Annotated in this window: 13 protein-coding genes, 6 tRNA genes and 3 rRNA genes; 2 read left to right on the forward strand and 20 right to left on the reverse strand. The window is 54.8% G+C overall.

Going from position 1 to position 16,656, the window contains the following annotated elements; genetic code table 11:
- Positions 1-83: 83 nt before the first annotated feature.
- From rplL to tyrS, 19 genes are all read right to left on the reverse strand, one after another.
- On the reverse strand, positions 84-449 hold the full coding sequence (gene rplL / locus RGV59_RS02480; RefSeq protein WP_017848797.1) for a 50S ribosomal protein L7/L12: 366 nt from the start codon (positions 447-449) through the stop codon (positions 84-86).
- Positions 450-527: 78 nt separating this feature from the next.
- Complete coding sequence (gene rplJ / locus RGV59_RS02485; RefSeq protein ID WP_016969477.1) at positions 528-1,028, reverse strand: 50S ribosomal protein L10; 501 nt, start codon at positions 1,026-1,028, stop codon at positions 528-530.
- 199 nt (positions 1,029-1,227) lie between these two features.
- Positions 1,228-1,923, reverse strand: coding sequence for a 50S ribosomal protein L1 (gene rplA / locus RGV59_RS02490; protein ID WP_003232403.1), 696 nt, complete (start codon positions 1,921-1,923; stop codon positions 1,228-1,230).
- Positions 1,923-2,354 (reverse strand): 50S ribosomal protein L11, encoded by a 432-nt coding sequence (rplK, locus tag RGV59_RS02495; RefSeq protein ID WP_003176435.1) that lies wholly within the window; start codon positions 2,352-2,354, stop codon positions 1,923-1,925. Before rplK ends, rplA begins: the two co-directional genes overlap by 1 nt.
- Positions 2,355-2,470: 116 nt before the next feature.
- Positions 2,471-3,004 carry a transcription termination/antitermination protein NusG gene (gene nusG / locus RGV59_RS02500; RefSeq protein WP_003176436.1) on the reverse strand — a complete coding sequence of 178 codons (534 nt, stop codon included), beginning with the start codon at positions 3,002-3,004 and terminating at the stop codon, positions 2,471-2,473.
- Between the two features lie 9 nt (positions 3,005-3,013).
- Positions 3,014-3,382, reverse strand: coding sequence for a preprotein translocase subunit SecE (gene secE / locus RGV59_RS02505; RefSeq protein WP_003194658.1), 369 nt, complete (start codon positions 3,380-3,382; stop codon positions 3,014-3,016).
- 45 nt (positions 3,383-3,427) lie between these two features.
- A tRNA-Trp gene (locus tag RGV59_RS02510) sits at positions 3,428-3,503 on the reverse strand.
- A 161-nt stretch (positions 3,504-3,664) separates the two neighbouring features.
- Positions 3,665-3,740: transfer RNA gene (locus tag RGV59_RS02515), tRNA-Thr, on the reverse strand.
- 26 nt (positions 3,741-3,766) lie between these two features.
- Positions 3,767-3,840, reverse strand: a tRNA-Gly gene (locus tag RGV59_RS02520).
- A gap of 24 nt (positions 3,841-3,864) precedes the next feature.
- A tRNA-Tyr gene (locus RGV59_RS02525) sits at positions 3,865-3,949 on the reverse strand.
- Positions 3,950-4,091: 142 nt separating this feature from the next.
- On the reverse strand, positions 4,092-4,538 hold the full coding sequence (locus tag RGV59_RS02530) for a hypothetical protein (RefSeq protein ID WP_017848796.1): 447 nt from the start codon (positions 4,536-4,538) through the stop codon (positions 4,092-4,094).
- Positions 4,539-4,545: 7 nt separating this feature from the next.
- Complete coding sequence (locus RGV59_RS02535) at positions 4,546-5,295, reverse strand: pantothenate kinase (protein ID WP_017848795.1); 750 nt, start codon at positions 5,293-5,295, stop codon at positions 4,546-4,548.
- Positions 5,285-6,244, reverse strand: a complete 960-nt coding sequence (gene birA / locus RGV59_RS02540) for a bifunctional biotin--[acetyl-CoA-carboxylase] ligase/biotin operon repressor BirA (protein WP_017848794.1) — start codon at positions 6,242-6,244, stop codon at positions 5,285-5,287. The genes RGV59_RS02535 and birA overlap by 11 nt, the downstream gene beginning before the upstream one ends.
- Positions 6,245-6,412: 168 nt before the next feature.
- Positions 6,413-6,528: ribosomal RNA gene (gene rrf / locus RGV59_RS02545) — 5S ribosomal RNA — on the reverse strand.
- A 156-nt stretch (positions 6,529-6,684) separates the two neighbouring features.
- Positions 6,685-9,575, reverse strand: a 23S ribosomal RNA gene (locus RGV59_RS02550).
- Between the two features lie 247 nt (positions 9,576-9,822).
- A tRNA-Ala gene (locus RGV59_RS02555) sits at positions 9,823-9,898 on the reverse strand.
- A 27-nt stretch (positions 9,899-9,925) separates the two neighbouring features.
- Positions 9,926-10,002, reverse strand: a tRNA-Ile gene (locus tag RGV59_RS02560).
- Between the two features lie 82 nt (positions 10,003-10,084).
- Positions 10,085-11,621, reverse strand: a 16S ribosomal RNA gene (locus tag RGV59_RS02565).
- Together the 16S, 23S and 5S rRNA genes with 2 tRNA genes alongside form the textbook arrangement of a ribosomal RNA operon.
- A 552-nt stretch (positions 11,622-12,173) precedes the next feature.
- Entirely contained in the window at positions 12,174-13,373 is a 1,200-nt protein-coding gene (tyrS, locus tag RGV59_RS02570) for a tyrosine--tRNA ligase (protein ID WP_017847777.1), read from the reverse strand.
- Positions 13,374-13,582: 209 nt separating this feature from the next.
- Between tyrS and RGV59_RS02575 the strand changes: the two genes are divergently transcribed.
- Entirely contained in the window at positions 13,583-15,001 is a 1,419-nt protein-coding gene (locus tag RGV59_RS02575; protein WP_322246861.1) for a peptidoglycan DD-metalloendopeptidase family protein, read from the forward strand.
- A 3-nt stretch (positions 15,002-15,004) separates the two neighbouring features.
- Entirely contained in the window at positions 15,005-16,096 is a 1,092-nt protein-coding gene (locus tag RGV59_RS02580; RefSeq protein WP_232590932.1) for an anhydro-N-acetylmuramic acid kinase, read from the forward strand.
- Between the two features lie 78 nt (positions 16,097-16,174).
- On the opposite strand, the gene erpA is transcribed toward RGV59_RS02580, so the two are convergent.
- Positions 16,175-16,525 (reverse strand): iron-sulfur cluster insertion protein ErpA, encoded by a 351-nt coding sequence (erpA, locus tag RGV59_RS02585; RefSeq protein ID WP_007906865.1) that lies wholly within the window; start codon positions 16,523-16,525, stop codon positions 16,175-16,177.
- Positions 16,526-16,656 lie beyond the last annotated feature (131 nt).

Raw genomic sequence — 16,656 nt, forward strand, 5'->3', positions numbered from 1 at the left:
AAGAACGGAAAAAGGCCGGTGGCAAGAGCCACCAGCCATCAGCCTTCAGCTTAACGCTTGGGCTGGAGACGCAAGGTCGATGCTTACTTCAGCTCGACTTTAGCGCCTGCTTCTTCCAGAGTTGCTTTGGCTTTGTCAGCTGCGTCTTTGGCAACAGCTTCCAGAACCATGGCAGGAGCGCCGTCAACTACAGCCTTGGCTTCTTTCAGGCCCAGACCGGTCAGTTCACGAACTGCCTTGATCACGTTTACTTTCTTCTCGCCAGCTTCCAGCAGCATGACGTTGAATTCGGTTTGCTCTTCAGCAACAGCAGCAACAGCGGCTGGGCCAGCGGAAGCAGCGGCAGCAGAAACGCCGAATTTTTCTTCGAAAGCTTTGATCAGCTCAACAACCTGCAGAACCGACATTTCAGCTACGGCGTTGAGGATATCTTCTTGGGAGATAGACATTACTGTATTTCCTGAATTGGGGGACGGCCTACGCGGCCATCGAAATAAACAAAAATACGCGAGAGAAAATGCTCAGCCTTAGGCTGCGGCAGCTTCTTTTTGCTCGCGAACTGCAGCCAGAGTACGAGCCAGCTTGCTGGTAGCGCCTTGAATCACGCTCATCAGTTGCGAAATAGCTTCGTCACGGGTCGGCAGTGTTGCCAGTACGTCGATTTGGTTAGCTGCGAGGAACTTGCCCTCGAACGCAGCTGCCTTGATCTCGAACTTGTCCTGACTCTTGGCGAACTCTTTGAACAAACGGGCAGCAGCGCCTGGATGTTCTTTGGAGAACGCGATCAGAGTCGGGCCAGTGAACACGTCGTTGAGGACACTGTATTCAGTGTCAGCAACAGCGCGCTTGAGCAGGGTGTTACGTACAACACGTACGTATACGCCAGCTTCACGAGCCTCTTTACGGAGTCCGGTCATAGCGCCTACTGTCACACCACGGGCATCAGCCACGACAGCGGACAGAGCAGCTTTGGCAGCCTCGTTGACTTCAGCGACGATGGCCTTCTTGTCTTCGAGATTAATTGCCACGGGTTTAACTCCTGCTTGTTACCGTTTCATCTGGCCGAAGCCGGATGTCGTTTTGGTGTCTGATTCGGTAAGGAACCGGGAGCACCATCTGCGTAGGCTTGAGGTTTAAGACTTGCGTCGCCTACGGTCTTGGATAGCCCCCGCCAGGCAGGGACCCCAATTTTTTCAATTGGCGCGATCGCTCACGCCAACTTGTGTCTTATACGTCCAGCGAGCCTTGGTCGATGACCAGACCTGGGCCCATAGTGGTGCTCAGGGTAACGCGCTTGACGTAGATGCCTTTCGAGGAAGCTGGTTTGATACGCTTCAGATCAGCGATCAGGGCTTCAACGTTTTCCTTCAGCTTGACGGCATCGAAGCCGACTTTGCCAACGGAAGTGTGAATGATGCCGTTTTTGTCGGTGCGATAACGAACCTGACCAGCCTTGGCGTTTTTAACCGCGGTAGCGACGTCTGGGGTTACGGTGCCGACTTTTGGGTTAGGCATCAGGCCACGTGGACCAAGGATCTGACCCAACTGACCTACAACGCGCATTGCATCCGGGGAAGCAATAACGACGTCATAGTTCAGGTCGCCGCCTTTCATTTCGGCAGCCAGGTCGTCCATGCCAACGCGATCGGCGCCGGCGGCCAGAGCAGCTTCAGCTGCTGGACCTTGGGTGAAGACAGCAACACGTACAGTCTTGCCAGTACCGTGTGGCAGCACAGTAGCGCTACGAACGACCTGGTCGGATTTACGTGGGTCAACACCCAGGTTCACAGCAACGTCAACCGACTCGCTGAACTTGACAGTCGACAGCTCGGTCAGCAGGGCAGCAGCGTCTACAAAGTTGTAGGCCTTGCCTGCTTCGATTTTGCCGGCGATAGCCTTTTGGCGCTTGGTCAGCTTAGCCATTACACACCCTCCACGTTAAGGCCCATGCTACGAGCAGAACCGGCGATGGTACGCACGGCTGCATCCATATCAGCTGCAGTCAGATCCGCGTTTTTGGTTTTCGCGATTTCTTCCAGCTGAGCACGAGTCACGGTGCCAACCTTAACGGTGTTAGGACGAGCGGAACCGCTAGTCAGACCAGCAGCTTTCTTCAACAGAACCGAAGCCGGGGTCGACTTGGTTTCGAAGGTGAAGCTACGGTCGCTGTATACAGTGATGATCACTGGAGTCGGCAGACCTGGCTCAAGACCCTGAGTACGGGCGTTGAAGGCCTTGCAGAATTCCATGATGTTCACGCCGTGCTGACCCAGAGCTGGACCGACGGGTGGGCTAGGGTTGGCCTGAGCGGCCTTCACTTGCAGCTTGATGTAAGCGGTAATCTTCTTGGCCATGAGGCACTCCAATTACGGGTTCGAACGCCTCGAAAGGCTCCCCGGTTACTTGCGCGTTTATCCCAGTGACGACAAAACCCCACAGCCTAGGCTGCGGGGTTGGGATGCTTGCTCAGTTAGACCTTTTCGACCTGACTGAACTCCAACTCTACCGGAGTAGAGCGTCCGAAAATGAGCACTGCCACTTGGATCCGGCTCTTTTCGTAGTTAACTTCTTCGACGGTGCCGTTGAAATCAGCAAACGGACCATCGGTGACACGAACAACCTCACCCGGCTCGAACAACGTCTTCGGCTTAGGCTTGTCGCTACCGTCAGCAACACGACGCAGAATCGCTTCTGCTTCTTTGTCGGTGATCGGAGCAGGCTTATCGGCAGTACCGCCAATGAAGCCCATGACACGAGGGGTATCCTTGACCAAGTGCCAAGTACCTTCATTCATGTCCATCTGAACCAGCACGTAGCCTGGGAAGAACTTGCGTTCACTCTTGCGCTTCTGCCCATTCCGCATTTCAACCACTTCTTCAGTGGGAACCAGAATTTCGCCGAAGCCATCTTCCATGCCTGCCAGCTTTACGCGCTCCAGCAAAGAGCGCATAACATGCTTCTCGTAACCCGAGTAAGCATGCACAACGTACCAACGCTTAGCCACGGGACACCCTTAGCCAACAATCAAGGAAACAAGCCAGCCGAGCAGGGAATCAAGCCCCCACAACAGCAACGCCATAACCAGAACAACAGCCACAACAATCAACGTGGTCTGCGTGGTTTCTTGGCGAGTCGGCCAAACGACTTTACGAATTTCGGTGCGAGCTTCCTTTACCAGGACCGCGAAAGACTTGCCTTTGGCAGTCTGCAGGCCTACAAAGGCAGCTACAGCAGCGAGGGCGAGCAAAGCGAGTACGCGGTACAGGATCGGCGAAGCAGAATAGTACTGATTGCCAACAACGCCTACGACCACCAATGCGACTACAGCGAGCCACTTGACCAGATCGAAACGAGAGCTTTGAGCTTCAGCCTTAGGAGTCATCTATGAAGATCCTGTGAAAAGAAAGCCAGATACACCACGTGAATCTGGCAGGTCAGGAGGGAATCGAACCCCCAACCTACGGTTTTGGAGACCGTCGCTCTGCCAATTGAGCTACTGACCTAAAACAAAATCAGGCCGACCATTATGCAGGCCTGAAAAAGACTTTACAACAGCCAACCCCTAGAGACTTGAAACCAACCGGCGAAAACGCCCGTTACAACAGAATCAAGCCGAGATAGCCGTTAAAACAAAGGCAGATATTTTCATATCTGCCTTGTTATATGGAGCTCTTGAGCGGATTTGAACCGCTGACCTCACCCTTACCAAGGGTGTGCTCTACCAACTGAGCTACAAGAGCAAAACACGCCGCACAACCTGCAAACTTGGAGCGGGTAGCGGGAATCGAACCCGCATCATCAGCTTGGAAGGCTGAGGTTCTACCACTAAACTATACCCGCGGAGCTTGCAGCTCACGCTAAAAATGGTGGAGGGGGAAGGATTCGAACCTTCGAAGTCGTAGACGTCAGATTTACAGTCTGATCCCTTTGGCCGCTCGGGAACCCCTCCTAAGCGAGCCGGCATTCTACATCATGCCAGCCTTCTGTCAAGCATTTTCTCATTAAAAATATGAGGTTAGCTGCGTTGACCTTCGCTTCACACTGTAGGCCTTAAAGGTCTTCACTGCGAAGCGGGCGCCATTCTATGCAAACTATTCGAGAGTTGCAATGCCTTCGCACAGCATTATTTTATGTTTTAACTCATTGAATTCCTTAGCAAGGTTTTCAAACGGCAGATCCTCAGCCAGGCGCCGGCTTTCAGGGGCCACACGAAGCCAGTAACCGGACGCCTCAGGTGTGCTCAACAGTTGAACCTTGACCTTTATATCCAGGCTCGTGAGGCGCTGCTCAAGCGACTGCGCCTGGCGCTGGTCGGCAAAGCCGCCGATGTATAAGCAGGTATTCTGCGCCTCGGGCGCTTTTGCTCGATCACGCCGGGACACCGAGTCCGAGGACTCGCTTAGCAGTCGAATATCCTGCTGAGGGCCACGATACAGACTCAGGGGCGTGACATCCTTGGCGCGCAACGGCGCCTCTTGCTGATGCCAAACGTAATAGAAGGCATTAAGAACGAGTAAAAGTAAAAACAGCCAACGCATAAACACCTCAGGACAATGGACACGCCATGGCCAGACCAACGAAAACCAGGTCCGGGATCAACCGCGCCTGCGGCACGGCGTCCGAGACCAGATCAGCATCCCCACCCGTCAGGAATACGGTGAAATCATCACCCCAGTAGCTGCGGGCCAACTCGAGCTGGGTCAACACGAAGCCCCTGAGCATCAGCGTACAACCACGCTCGACAGCCTCCGCGGTCGTGCGCCCGGGGGAGAGCCGCTCCAGGGCACGCTCAGCCGCCGCGTCGTCGTAGCGTATCTTGCGGGTGTGCGTGCGCAACTGGTTGCGCATCAACGGCATGCCGGGGCAAATGAAGCCGCCCAGGTGCTGGCCGTCTGCCGCGATGAAATCGGCGGTGGCTGCGGTACCAAAATCGAGTACCAGGCACGCGCCCGAAGCCAACTTGAAGCCACCCAGCATCGCCAGCCAGCGATCAAGACCAAGGCGTTCGAAGTCTTGGTAGCCATTGCGCACGCCAGCCATCTCACGCGCGGGGACAGCACAGGAGACGACAACACCGAAAGCCCCTTGCAAAGCCTCGACCAGCTTATTGGTCTCTTCTGAAGCCCGAACACTCACCAATCGGCAACGCGCCAACGACAGGCCTGGTAGCGCCGCCAGGCTTTCAATCAATGCGAGGTCCGATCCCACAACACCTTCGGCGCAAGCTTTCGCCTGATCCGATTCAAGTACGCGCCATTTGATAAAGCTATTCCCACAGTCGAGCTCAAGAATCATCACGCAACCTCAGGCTTAGCTCACCACCGCTGTATATTTTTTCAACACCATCGACGCTCAAACGCAACGCACCCTGGCGGTCGACCCCCAGAACCACCCCGTCAACCTGATTGACTCCAGCAATGAGGGACACCGCCCTGCCCTGCCATAAGTGATTCTGCTCCCACTCCTCCTGAAGCGCCGCAAAGCCGGAGGCGGCGTGTCGCTCCAAGTAACGTTGCAACTGCAGCCCCAGCCGCGCCACCAGTAGATTGCGATCTACGGGAGAGCCCGTTTCAAGCTGCACCGACGTCCACTGCTGATCGATTGCCGCGACTTTCTGCATATTTACGTTGATGCCGATCCCGAGCACAACGTGACAGATATCAGCAGGATCGCCGACCAACTCCAGCAGGATACCGGCAATTTTCTTCTGCCCCACCAAGACATCGTTTGGCCATTTCAAGGCAGCTCCTTGCACGCCCGACTCGCGCAAGGCCTGCATGACCGCAAGCCCCACAACCAGGCTCAGCCCCTCTAGCTGCCGCAGACCGCCCTCGATGCGCAGCACGAGGCTGTAATACACATTCTGAGCGAACGGGCTGACCCACTTGCGCCCCCGTCGACCTCGTCCGGCGCTCTGCTGCTCGGCGAGCACCAGGAATGGTGCCGCGCAACCCGCATCGACAAGGCGCAAGGCTTCAGCATTGGTGGAGTCAATGGAATCGGATATGTGGACGGGCCACGCCAGGGAAGGCGCCTTCAGCGCGATGTCTTCGGCATTCAAGAACACCAGCGGCGATGCCAATTGGTACCCCCTGCCACGCACTTTGTGGATGGGCAGGTTTAACTCAGCCTCAAGATGCTGAAGCTGCTTCCATACAGCACTGCGACTGACGCCCAGGGCAGCGCCCAGCGCTTCCCCGGAGTGGAATCGACCATCTTTCAGAAGTTTTAACAACGTCAGCATGCAAGTATCGCCTCACAATGAGGCACGCATGATAGCCATGCGCAGGGTCATTGCATAGAAAGGCCGGGCCTTAGCACTGACAGCCGTCGCAATGAGCCACTTGACCCTTTCCGACCGCCCAAAACAAAACCCCTGTCTGCGTAAGCAAACAGGGGTTCTGGAATTTAATCTTGACGATGACCTACTCTCACATGGGGAAACCCCACACTACCATCGGCGATGCATCGTTTCACTGCTGAGTTCGGGATGGGATCAGGTGGTTCCAATGCTCTATGGTCGTCAAGAAATTCGGGTACTGAGTCGTGGCCAGCTGGCCTCGCTTCAGCAAATTGGGTATGTGATAGCTTTCGGTGTTTTGTAAGAGTCGAACTTTCGGTTCGGTTCGTCTTCACACACCGCAATCTGGTCTCTTTCGAGTTCGCAAATTGCTTGGGTGTTATATGGTCAAGCCTCACGGGCAATTAGTATTGGTTAGCTCAACGCCTCACAGCGCTTACACACCCAACCTATCAACGTCGTAGTCTTCGACGGCCCTTCAGGGGACTCAAGGTCCCAGTGAGATCTCATCTTGAGGCTAGTTTCCCGCTTAGATGCTTTCAGCGGTTATCTATTCCGAACATAGCTACCCGGCAATGCCACTGGCGTGACAACCGGAACACCAGAGGTTCGTCCACTCCGGTCCTCTCGTACTAGGAGCAGCCCCTCTCAAATCTCAAACGTCCACGGCAGATAGGGACCGAACTGTCTCACGACGTTCTAAACCCAGCTCGCGTACCACTTTAAATGGCGAACAGCCATACCCTTGGGACCGGCTTCAGCCCCAGGATGTGATGAGCCGACATCGAGGTGCCAAACACCGCCGTCGATATGAACTCTTGGGCGGTATCAGCCTGTTATCCCCGGAGTACCTTTTATCCGTTGAGCGATGGCCCTTCCATACAGAACCACCGGATCACTAAGACCTACTTTCGTACCTGCTCGACGTGTCTGTCTCGCAGTCAAGCGCGCTTTTGCCTTTATACTCTACGACCGATTTCCGACCGGTCTGAGCGCACCTTCGTACTCCTCCGTTACTCTTTAGGAGGAGACCGCCCCAGTCAAACTACCCACCATACACTGTCCTCGATCCGGATAACGGACCTGAGTTAGAACCTCAAAGTTGCCAGGGTGGTATTTCAAGGTTGGCTCCACGCGAACTGGCGTCCACGCTTCAAAGCCTCCCACCTATCCTACACAAGCAAATTCAAAGTCCAGTGCAAAGCTATAGTAAAGGTTCACGGGGTCTTTCCGTCTAGCCGCGGATACACTGCATCTTCACAGCGATTTCAATTTCACTGAGTCTCGGGTGGAGACAGCGCCGCCATCGTTACGCCATTCGTGCAGGTCGGAACTTACCCGACAAGGAATTTCGCTACCTTAGGACCGTTATAGTTACGGCCGCCGTTTACCGGGGCTTCGATCAAGAGCTTCGCGTTAGCTAACCCCATCAATTAACCTTCCGGCACCGGGCAGGCGTCACACCCTATACGTCCACTTTCGTGTTTGCAGAGTGCTGTGTTTTTAATAAACAGTCGCAGCGGCCTGGTATCTTCGACCGGCATGAGCTTACGGAGCAAGTCCTTCACCCTCACCGGCGCACCTTCTCCCGAAGTTACGGTGCCATTTTGCCTAGTTCCTTCACCCGAGTTCTCTCAAGCGCCTTGGTATTCTCTACCCAACCACCTGTGTCGGTTTGGGGTACGGTTCCTGGTTACCTGAAGCTTAGAAGCTTTTCTTGGAAGCATGGCATCAACCACTTCGTCATCTAAAAGATGACTCGTCATCAGCTCTCGGCCTTAGAATCCCGGATTTACCTAAGATTCCAGCCTACCACCTTAAACTTGGACAACCAACGCCAAGCTGGCCTAGCCTTCTCCGTCCCTCCATCGCAATAACCAGAAGTACAGGAATATTAACCTGTTTTCCATCGACTACGCTTTTCAGCCTCGCCTTAGGGACCGACTAACCCTGCGTCGATTAACGTTGCGCAGGAAACCTTGGTCTTTCGGCGTGGGTGTTTTTCACACCCATTATCGTTACTCATGTCAGCATTCGCACTTCTGATACCTCCAGCAAGCTTCTCAACTCACCTTCACAGGCTTACAGAACGCTCCTCTACCGCATCACTTACGTGATACCCGTAGCTTCGGTGTATGGTTTGAGCCCCGTTACATCTTCCGCGCAGGCCGACTCGACTAGTGAGCTATTACGCTTTCTTTAAAGGGTGGCTGCTTCTAAGCCAACCTCCTAGCTGTCTAAGCCTTCCCACATCGTTTCCCACTTAACCATAACTTTGGGACCTTAGCTGACGGTCTGGGTTGTTTCCCTTTTCACGACGGACGTTAGCACCCGCCGTGTGTCTCCCATGCTCGGCACTTGTAGGTATTCGGAGTTTGCATCGGTTTGGTAAGTCGGGATGACCCCCTAGCCGAAACAGTGCTCTACCCCCTACAGTGATACATGAGGCGCTACCTAAATAGCTTTCGAGGAGAACCAGCTATCTCCGAGCTTGATTAGCCTTTCACTCCGATCCACAGGTCATCCGCTAACTTTTCAACGGTAGTCGGTTCGGTCCTCCAGTTAGTGTTACCCAACCTTCAACCTGCCCATGGATAGATCGCCCGGTTTCGGGTCTATTCCCAGCGACTAGACGCCCTATTAAGACTCGCTTTCGCTACGCCTCCCCTATTCGGTTAAGCTCGCCACTGAAAATAAGTCGCTGACCCATTATACAAAAGGTACGCAGTCACCTAACAAGTAGGCTCCCACTGCTTGTACGCATACGGTTTCAGGATCTATTTCACTCCCCTCTCCGGGGTTCTTTTCGCCTTTCCCTCACGGTACTAGTTCACTATCGGTCAGTCAGTAGTATTTAGCCTTGGAGGATGGTCCCCCCATATTCAGACAAAGTTTCTCGTGCTCCGTCCTACTCGATTTCATGACTAAGAGATTTTCGCGTACAGGGCTATCACCCACTATGGCCGCACTTTCCAGAGCGTTCCGCTAATCTCAAAGCCACTTAAGGGCTAGTCCCCGTTCGCTCGCCACTACTAAGGGAATCTCGGTTGATTTCTTTTCCTCAGGGTACTTAGATGTTTCAGTTCCCCTGGTTCGCCCCTTACACCTATGTATTCAGTGTAAGGTAACCATCTTATGATGGCTGGGTTCCCCCATTCAGACATCTCCGGATCAAAGTCTGTTTGCCGACTCCCCGAAGCTTTTCGCAGGCTACCACGTCTTTCATCGCCTCTGACTGCCAAGGCATCCACCGTATGCGCTTCTTCACTTGACCATATAACCCCAAGCAATCTGGTTATACTGTGAAGACGACATTCGCCGAAAATTCGAATTTCTCAACTAAGAGAACTCACAAATTTTACCTTAGCCTGATCCGTTACCAGTGAAAGTAACGTTCAGTCTATCTTTCTATCACATACCCAAATTTTTAAAGAACGATCTAATCAAAGACTAGAAATCAACATTCACCATCATCACGATGGAATGCTCATTTCTAAGCTTTCAAACTTCAGAAGCAGTAGTGGTGGAGCCAAACGGGATCGAACCGTTGACCTCCTGCGTGCAAGGCAGGCGCTCTCCCAGCTGAGCTATGGCCCCGTATTGCTACAGGTTCCCACACAAAATTGGTGGGTCTGGGCAGATTCGAACTGCCGACCTCACCCTTATCAGGGGTGCGCTCTAACCAACTGAGCTACAGACCCAATTTCGGGCTGCTTCTTATCGTCTTCTTCAATGAATCAAGCAATTCGTGTGGGAACTTATGGAGCAGCTGATGTCGTCGATTAAGGAGGTGATCCAGCCGCAGGTTCCCCTACGGCTACCTTGTTACGACTTCACCCCAGTCATGAATCACACCGTGGTAACCGTCCCCCCGAAGGTTAGACTAGCTACTTCTGGTGCAACCCACTCCCATGGTGTGACGGGCGGTGTGTACAAGGCCCGGGAACGTATTCACCGCGACATTCTGATTCGCGATTACTAGCGATTCCGACTTCACGCAGTCGAGTTGCAGACTGCGATCCGGACTACGATCGGTTTTCTGGGATTAGCTCCACCTCGCGGCTTGGCAACCCTCTGTACCGACCATTGTAGCACGTGTGTAGCCCAGGCCGTAAGGGCCATGATGACTTGACGTCATCCCCACCTTCCTCCGGTTTGTCACCGGCAGTCTCCTTAGAGTGCCCACCATAACGTGCTGGTAACTAAGGACAAGGGTTGCGCTCGTTACGGGACTTAACCCAACATCTCACGACACGAGCTGACGACAGCCATGCAGCACCTGTCTCAATGTTCCCGAAGGCACCAATCTATCTCTAGAAAGTTCATTGGATGTCAAGGCCTGGTAAGGTTCTTCGCGTTGCTTCGAATTAAACCACATGCTCCACCGCTTGTGCGGGCCCCCGTCAATTCATTTGAGTTTTAACCTTGCGGCCGTACTCCCCAGGCGGTCAACTTAATGCGTTAGCTGCGCCACTAAGAGCTCAAGGCTCCCAACGGCTAGTTGACATCGTTTACGGCGTGGACTACCAGGGTATCTAATCCTGTTTGCTCCCCACGCTTTCGCACCTCAGTGTCAGTATCAGTCCAGGTGGTCGCCTTCGCCACTGGTGTTCCTTCCTATATCTACGCATTTCACCGCTACACAGGAAATTCCACCACCCTCTACCATACTCTAGTCAGTCAGTTTTGAATGCAGTTCCCAGGTTGAGCCCGGGGATTTCACATCCAACTTAACTAACCACCTACGCGCGCTTTACGCCCAGTAATTCCGATTAACGCTTGCACCCTCTGTATTACCGCGGCTGCTGGCACAGAGTTAGCCGGTGCTTATTCTGTCGGTAACGTCAAAACAATCACGTATTAGGTAACTGCTCTTCCTCCCAACTTAAAGTGCTTTACAATCCGAAGACCTTCTTCACACACGCGGCATGGCTGGATCAGGCTTTCGCCCATTGTCCAATATTCCCCACTGCTGCCTCCCGTAGGAGTCTGGACCGTGTCTCAGTTCCAGTGTGACTGATCATCCTCTCAGACCAGTTACGGATCGTCGCCTTGGTGAGCCATTACCTCACCAACTAGCTAATCCGACCTAGGCTCATCTGATAGCGCAAGGCCCGAAGGTCCCCTGCTTTCTCCCGTAGGACGTATGCGGTATTAGCGTCCGTTTCCGAACGTTATCCCCCACTACCAGGCAGATTCCTAGGCATTACTCACCCGTCCGCCGCTCTCAAGAGAAGCAAGCTTCTCTCTACCGCTCGACTTGCATGTGTTAGGCCTGCCGCCAGCGTTCAATCTGAGCCATGATCAAACTCTTCAGTTCAAACATCTTTGGGTTTTTAAGAAACCCTAAACTTGGCTCAGCAATCGTTGGTTACATCTTTGATTTCTCGCGGAGTAACTTGTGATGCTGATAATCTTGTTGACTATCAGTCTGACTCCACAAGCACCCACACGAATTGCTTGATTCAGTTGTTAAAGAGCGGTTGGTTAAGATATTTCGTCTCAACCGAGGCGCGCATTCTACAGCAGCCTCATTTGCTGTCAAGTGATTATTTTAAGAAGTTTTCAAAGTTTCCTTTGTAACTTCAACCACTTGCGCTTCCGATCTCTCGTTAGCGGGAGGCGAATTCTACAGCGTTACACGCTGCTGTCAACACCTCTTTTTCTCCGCTTTCGACCGAGAAGATCGAAACGTTAATAGAGCCAAACAACCCTGCTCTACCAACTCCTTCCAGGCTTCGATAAACTGAAGCAGGTCGCTGTCGAATCTTGCGTAACTCTTTGTTTACCAAGGAGTTTTCCGTTTCGACTGCGCCGGAAGTGGGGCGAATTATAGACAGATATAAATCGCCGTCAACAGTTAATTTCAGACTTATTCGGATTTAAGCGTAATACGCGCAAATGCCTTCTTCCCAGCCTGGCAAACATGGGTCGCACCCAGCGCGTATATAAAGGTGCGATCAACCACCTCACCATCGATACGCACACCACCGGAACCCAAGAGGTCACGCGCGACCGCCGAGTTCTTCACCAGGCCTGCCTTATTAAGGACGGCCGCGATCGGCATTGCCTCGGCAGCAGTCAGCTCGATCTCCGGCAGATCATCCGGCAGCTCACCATCCTTCATGCGGTTGCCCGCCGCACGGTGAGCACTGGCCGCAGCTTCCTCGCCATGGAAACGCGCAACAATCTCTTCAGCCAGCTTGATCTTCACGTCGCGAGGATTGGCACCCGCCTCGACATCCGCACGCAGCGCATTGATCTCATCCATCGAGCGGAAGCTCAACAGCTCGAAGTAACGCCACATCAGCGCATCCGGAATCGAAACCAGCTTGCCGTACATCACGCCCGGCGCTTCCTGGATACCGACATAGTTGCCCAGGGACTTGGACATCTTCTTGACGCCGTCCAACCCTTCCAGCAACGGCATGGTCAGAATGCACTGAGCCTCTTGCCCATACGCACGCTGCAGCTCACGCCCCATCAGAAGGTTGAACTTCTGATCGGTGCCACCCAACTCAACGTCAGCGCGCAACGCCACCGAGTCATAGCCCTGGACCAGCGGGTACAGGAACTCATGAATCGCGATCGGCTGGTTGGTCGAATAGCGCTTGTCGAAGTCATCGCGCTCAAGCATGCGCGCCACGGTGTACTGGGATGTCAGACGAATGAAGTCCGCCGGCCCCATCTTGTCCATCCAGGTGGAGTTGAACGCCACCTCGGTCTTGGCCGGATCGAGAATCTTGAACACCTGGGTCTTGTAGGTCTCGGCATTCTCGAGAACCTGTTCACGGGTCAGCGGCGGACGCGTGGCGCTCTTGCCGCTTGGATCACCGATCATCCCGGTGAAATCCCCTATAAGGAAGATCACCTGATGCCCCAGGTCCTGGAACTGGCGCAGCTTATTGATAAGCACGGTATGGCCCAGGTGCAGATCCGGCGCAGTCGGATCAAAGCCGGCCTTGATACGCAGGGGCTGGCCACGCTTGAGCTTTTCGATCAGCTCCGCCTCGACCAACAGTTCTTCCGCACCACGTTTTATCAGCGCTAGCTGCTCTTCAACCGACTTCATAACAGACCCGCAAGGCTCAGATTCAAAAGGGAACCAACCATACAAGATCAGGGACTAATTACAAGTTTTGCCCTGCGCACGGACACCGTTCGACAAGCCCGGCGTTCGCGAGCTTGCGTCACAGATGATTTGGTTATATTTTATACAGTTATTTCATCTTCATCATGTCAGTCATCTTTTCCATTTCATCTTCAAAGTCAAAATTACCTATGACCACAGAACCGTCTAAAGCGCCGCCGCTTTACCCAAAGACCCACCTGCTCGCTGCAAGTGGTATCGCCGCCCTTCTGAGCCTGGCACTCCTGGTATTCCCTTCCAGTGACGTAGAAGCCAAACGAACATCCCTGAGCCTTGACCTGGAAAGTCCCGCAGAACAACTGACACAAGATCAAGACGCTTCCGACGCGCAACTAGCCACAAATGCATCCGTCGATTCGCCGTTTGCCCAGATCGAAAGCGCCCCGGACGAAACCGACAAAACCGCCCAGCAGCAGGCTGCACCTGCCGTAGCGCAGGCCAAGAACCCCCAGCATCGCGAGGTGCTCGTCGGCAAGGGCGACACGCTTTCCACGCTGTTCGAGAAGGTCGGCCTACCTGCCACTACGATTAATGAGGTCTTGGCCAGCGATAAACAAGCCAAGCAATTCACCCAGCTCAAACGCGGTCAAAAACTCGAATTCGAACTGACCCCAGATGGCCAGCTGAACAACCTGCACAGCAACCTCAGCGACCTGGAAAGCATCACCCTGACCAAGGGTGCCAAGGGTTTCGCGTTCAATCGCATCACCACCAAGCCAGTGATGCGCTCCGCCTACGTACATGGCGTCATCAACAGCTCGCTGTCGCAATCGGCCGCCCGTGCCGGCTTGTCCCACAGCATGACCATGGACATGGCCAGCGTGTTTGGCTACGACATCGACTTCGCCCAGGACATCCGCCAGGGTGACGAATTCGACGTGATCTACGAGCAGAAAGTCGCCAACGGCAAAGTGGTCGGCACCGGCAATATCCTCTCCGCGCGCTTTACCAACCGCGGCAAGACCTACACCGCCGTGCGCTACACCAACAAACAAGGCAACAGCAGTTACTACACCGCTGATGGCAACAGCATGCGCAAGGCCTTTATCCGCACACCTGTGGATTTCGCCCGCATCAGCTCGCGCTTCTCCATGGGACGCAAGCACCCCATCCTGAACAAAATCCGCGCCCACAAAGGCGTCGACTATGCAGCGCCGCGCGGCACGCCCATCAAGGCCGCAGGTGACGGCAAGGTACTGTTGGCCGGACGTCGCGGCGGTTACGGCAACACCGTGATCATCCAGCACGGCAACACCTACCGCACGCTGTATGGCCACATGCAAGGCTTCGCCAAGGGCGTACAGACCGGCGGCAACGTGAAGCAGGGCCAGGTGATCGGCTATATCGGCACGACCGGCCTGTCCACCGGCCCACACTTGCACTATGAATTCCAGGTCAATGGCGTACACGTCGACCCGCTGGGCCAGAAACTGCCGATGGCCGACCCGATCGCCAAGGCCGAACGCGCGCGTTTCATGCAACAAAGCCAACCGCTGATGGCACGTATGGATCAGGAGCGCTCCACCCTGCTGGCTTCGGCGAAGCGCTAAGGTATGCCGCTCTATATAGGCGTGATGTCAGGGACCAGCCTCGATGGCCTGGATATCGCCCTGATCGAACAAGAGGCGGCGATCAAGCTGATCGCCACTCACTACATCCCCATGCCAGACAGCCTGCGCGCGGAGCTGCTTGGCCTGTGCGCCAGCGGCCCGGATGAGATCGCCCGCTCGGCAATGGCCCAGCAGCGCTGGGTGACACTCGCCGCCCAGGGCATCCATGCCCTGCTCGACCAGCACAACCTCAAGCCCCAGGACATTCGCGCGATCGGCAGCCATGGGCAGACTATCCGCCATGAACCGGCACGCGGTTTCACCGTACAGATCGGCAACCCTGCCTTGCTCACCGAATTGACCGGCATCACCGTGGTCAGCGACTTCCGCAGCCGCGACGTTGCTGCAGGTGGCCAGGGTGCGCCGTTGGTACCGGCCTTTCATGAAGCACTGTTTGACGAACGCAGTGGGAATCGTGCGGTTTTGAACGTCGGAGGTTTCAGCAACCTCAGCCTGATCGAGACCGGAAAACCCGTAGCCGGCTTCGACTGCGGCCCGGGCAATGTCTTGCTGGATGCCTGGATTCATCAACAGCGCGGCGAACACTTTGATCGCGAGGGCCAATGGGCCGCCAGCGGCAAAGTCGAACCTCAGTTGCTCAACGCGCTGCTCAGTGACCCCTTTTTCTTGACCAAAGGCCCAAAAAGCACCGGGCGCGAAGTGTTCAACCTGGGATGGCTGCAACAACACCTGGCGCGCCTACCCGCCTTCGCCCCCCAGGACATCCAGGCCACGCTGCTGGAGCTGACGGCCCTGACCATCGTCGAGTCCCTGCAAACCGCCCAACCCCAGACAAACACCCTGCTTGTCTGCGGCGGCGGCGCGCATAACCGCACGCTGATGAAACGCCTGGCCACGCTATTGCCATCGACCCAGGTCAGCAGCACCGCCACCTGCGGCGTCGATCCCGATTGGGTCGAAGCCATGGCCTTCGCCTGGCTGGCCCATTGCTGCCTCGAAGGCATCGCCGCCAACCGCCCCAGCGTCACTGGCGCACGCGGGCTACGGGTGCTGGGCGCGATCTACCCCGCCTGACTGCCCGCCAGAATCCGCAGACAGCAAAACGCCGCTTGGCCGATCAAAGCCAAGCGGCGTTTTTGTATCCGCTACCGATCAGATCGAGAACGAAGACCCGCAACCACACGTAGTCGTGGCATTAGGGTTCTTGATCACGAAACGCGAACCCTCCAGACCTTCCTGGTAATCCACCTCGGCGCCTGCCAGGTATTGGAAACTCATGGGGTCCACAACCAGGCTCACGCCCTCGCGCTCGACGATGGTGTCGTCATCGGCCACTTCTTCATCGAAGGTAAAACCGTACTGAAACCCTGAACAACCGCCGCCCGTAACAAATACGCGCAGCTTCAAGCGATCATTACCCTCTTCATCGACCAGGCTCTTCACCTTGTGCGCAGCACCGTGGGTGAATTGCAAAGCCGTGGGGGTGAAGGACTCAACGCTCATGCTGATAATCTCCCGGCGTACCGCCGCCATATGCGTAATGGTCGGTATTATCCGCTTCTCCTAGAAAAGCGGTCAACTATTGTTACGGTATATCAATCTGCGCAGCCGCCATTAAAAACACAAAAGGCCCG

The sequence above is a fragment of the Pseudomonas sp. FG1 genome (genome assembly GCF_034313875.1).
Lineage (GTDB): Bacteria > Pseudomonadota > Gammaproteobacteria > Pseudomonadales > Pseudomonadaceae > Aquipseudomonas > Aquipseudomonas veronii.

What these genes read in the sequence shown, in the direction of transcription:
- rplL (WP_017848797.1), bottom strand. Translation starts at nt 449, where the DNA reads ATGTCTATCTCCCAAGAAGATATCCTCAACGCCGTAGCTGAAATGTCG.
- rplA (WP_003232403.1), bottom strand. Translation starts at nt 1,923, where the DNA reads ATGGCTAAGCTGACCAAGCGCCAAAAGGCTATCGCCGGCAAAATCGAA.
- rplK (WP_003176435.1), bottom strand. Translation starts at nt 2,354, where the DNA reads ATGGCCAAGAAGATTACCGCTTACATCAAGCTGCAAGTGAAGGCCGCT.
- secE (WP_003194658.1), bottom strand. Translation starts at nt 3,382, where the DNA reads ATGACTCCTAAGGCTGAAGCTCAAAGCTCTCGTTTCGATCTGGTCAAG.
- RGV59_RS02530 (WP_017848796.1), bottom strand. Translation starts at nt 4,538, where the DNA reads ATGCGTTGGCTGTTTTTACTTTTACTCGTTCTTAATGCCTTCTATTAC.
- RGV59_RS02535 (WP_017848795.1), bottom strand. Translation starts at nt 5,295, where the DNA reads ATGATTCTTGAGCTCGACTGTGGGAATAGCTTTATCAAATGGCGCGTA.
- birA (WP_017848794.1), bottom strand. Translation starts at nt 6,244, where the DNA reads ATGCTGACGTTGTTAAAACTTCTGAAAGATGGTCGATTCCACTCCGGG.
- tyrS (WP_017847777.1), bottom strand. Translation starts at nt 13,373, where the DNA reads ATGAAGTCGGTTGAAGAGCAGCTAGCGCTGATAAAACGTGGTGCGGAA.
- RGV59_RS02575 (WP_322246861.1), top strand. Translation starts at nt 13,583, where the DNA reads ATGACCACAGAACCGTCTAAAGCGCCGCCGCTTTACCCAAAGACCCAC.
- RGV59_RS02580 (WP_232590932.1), top strand. Translation starts at nt 15,005, where the DNA reads ATGCCGCTCTATATAGGCGTGATGTCAGGGACCAGCCTCGATGGCCTG.
- erpA (WP_007906865.1), bottom strand. Translation starts at nt 16,525, where the DNA reads ATGAGCGTTGAGTCCTTCACCCCCACGGCTTTGCAATTCACCCACGGT.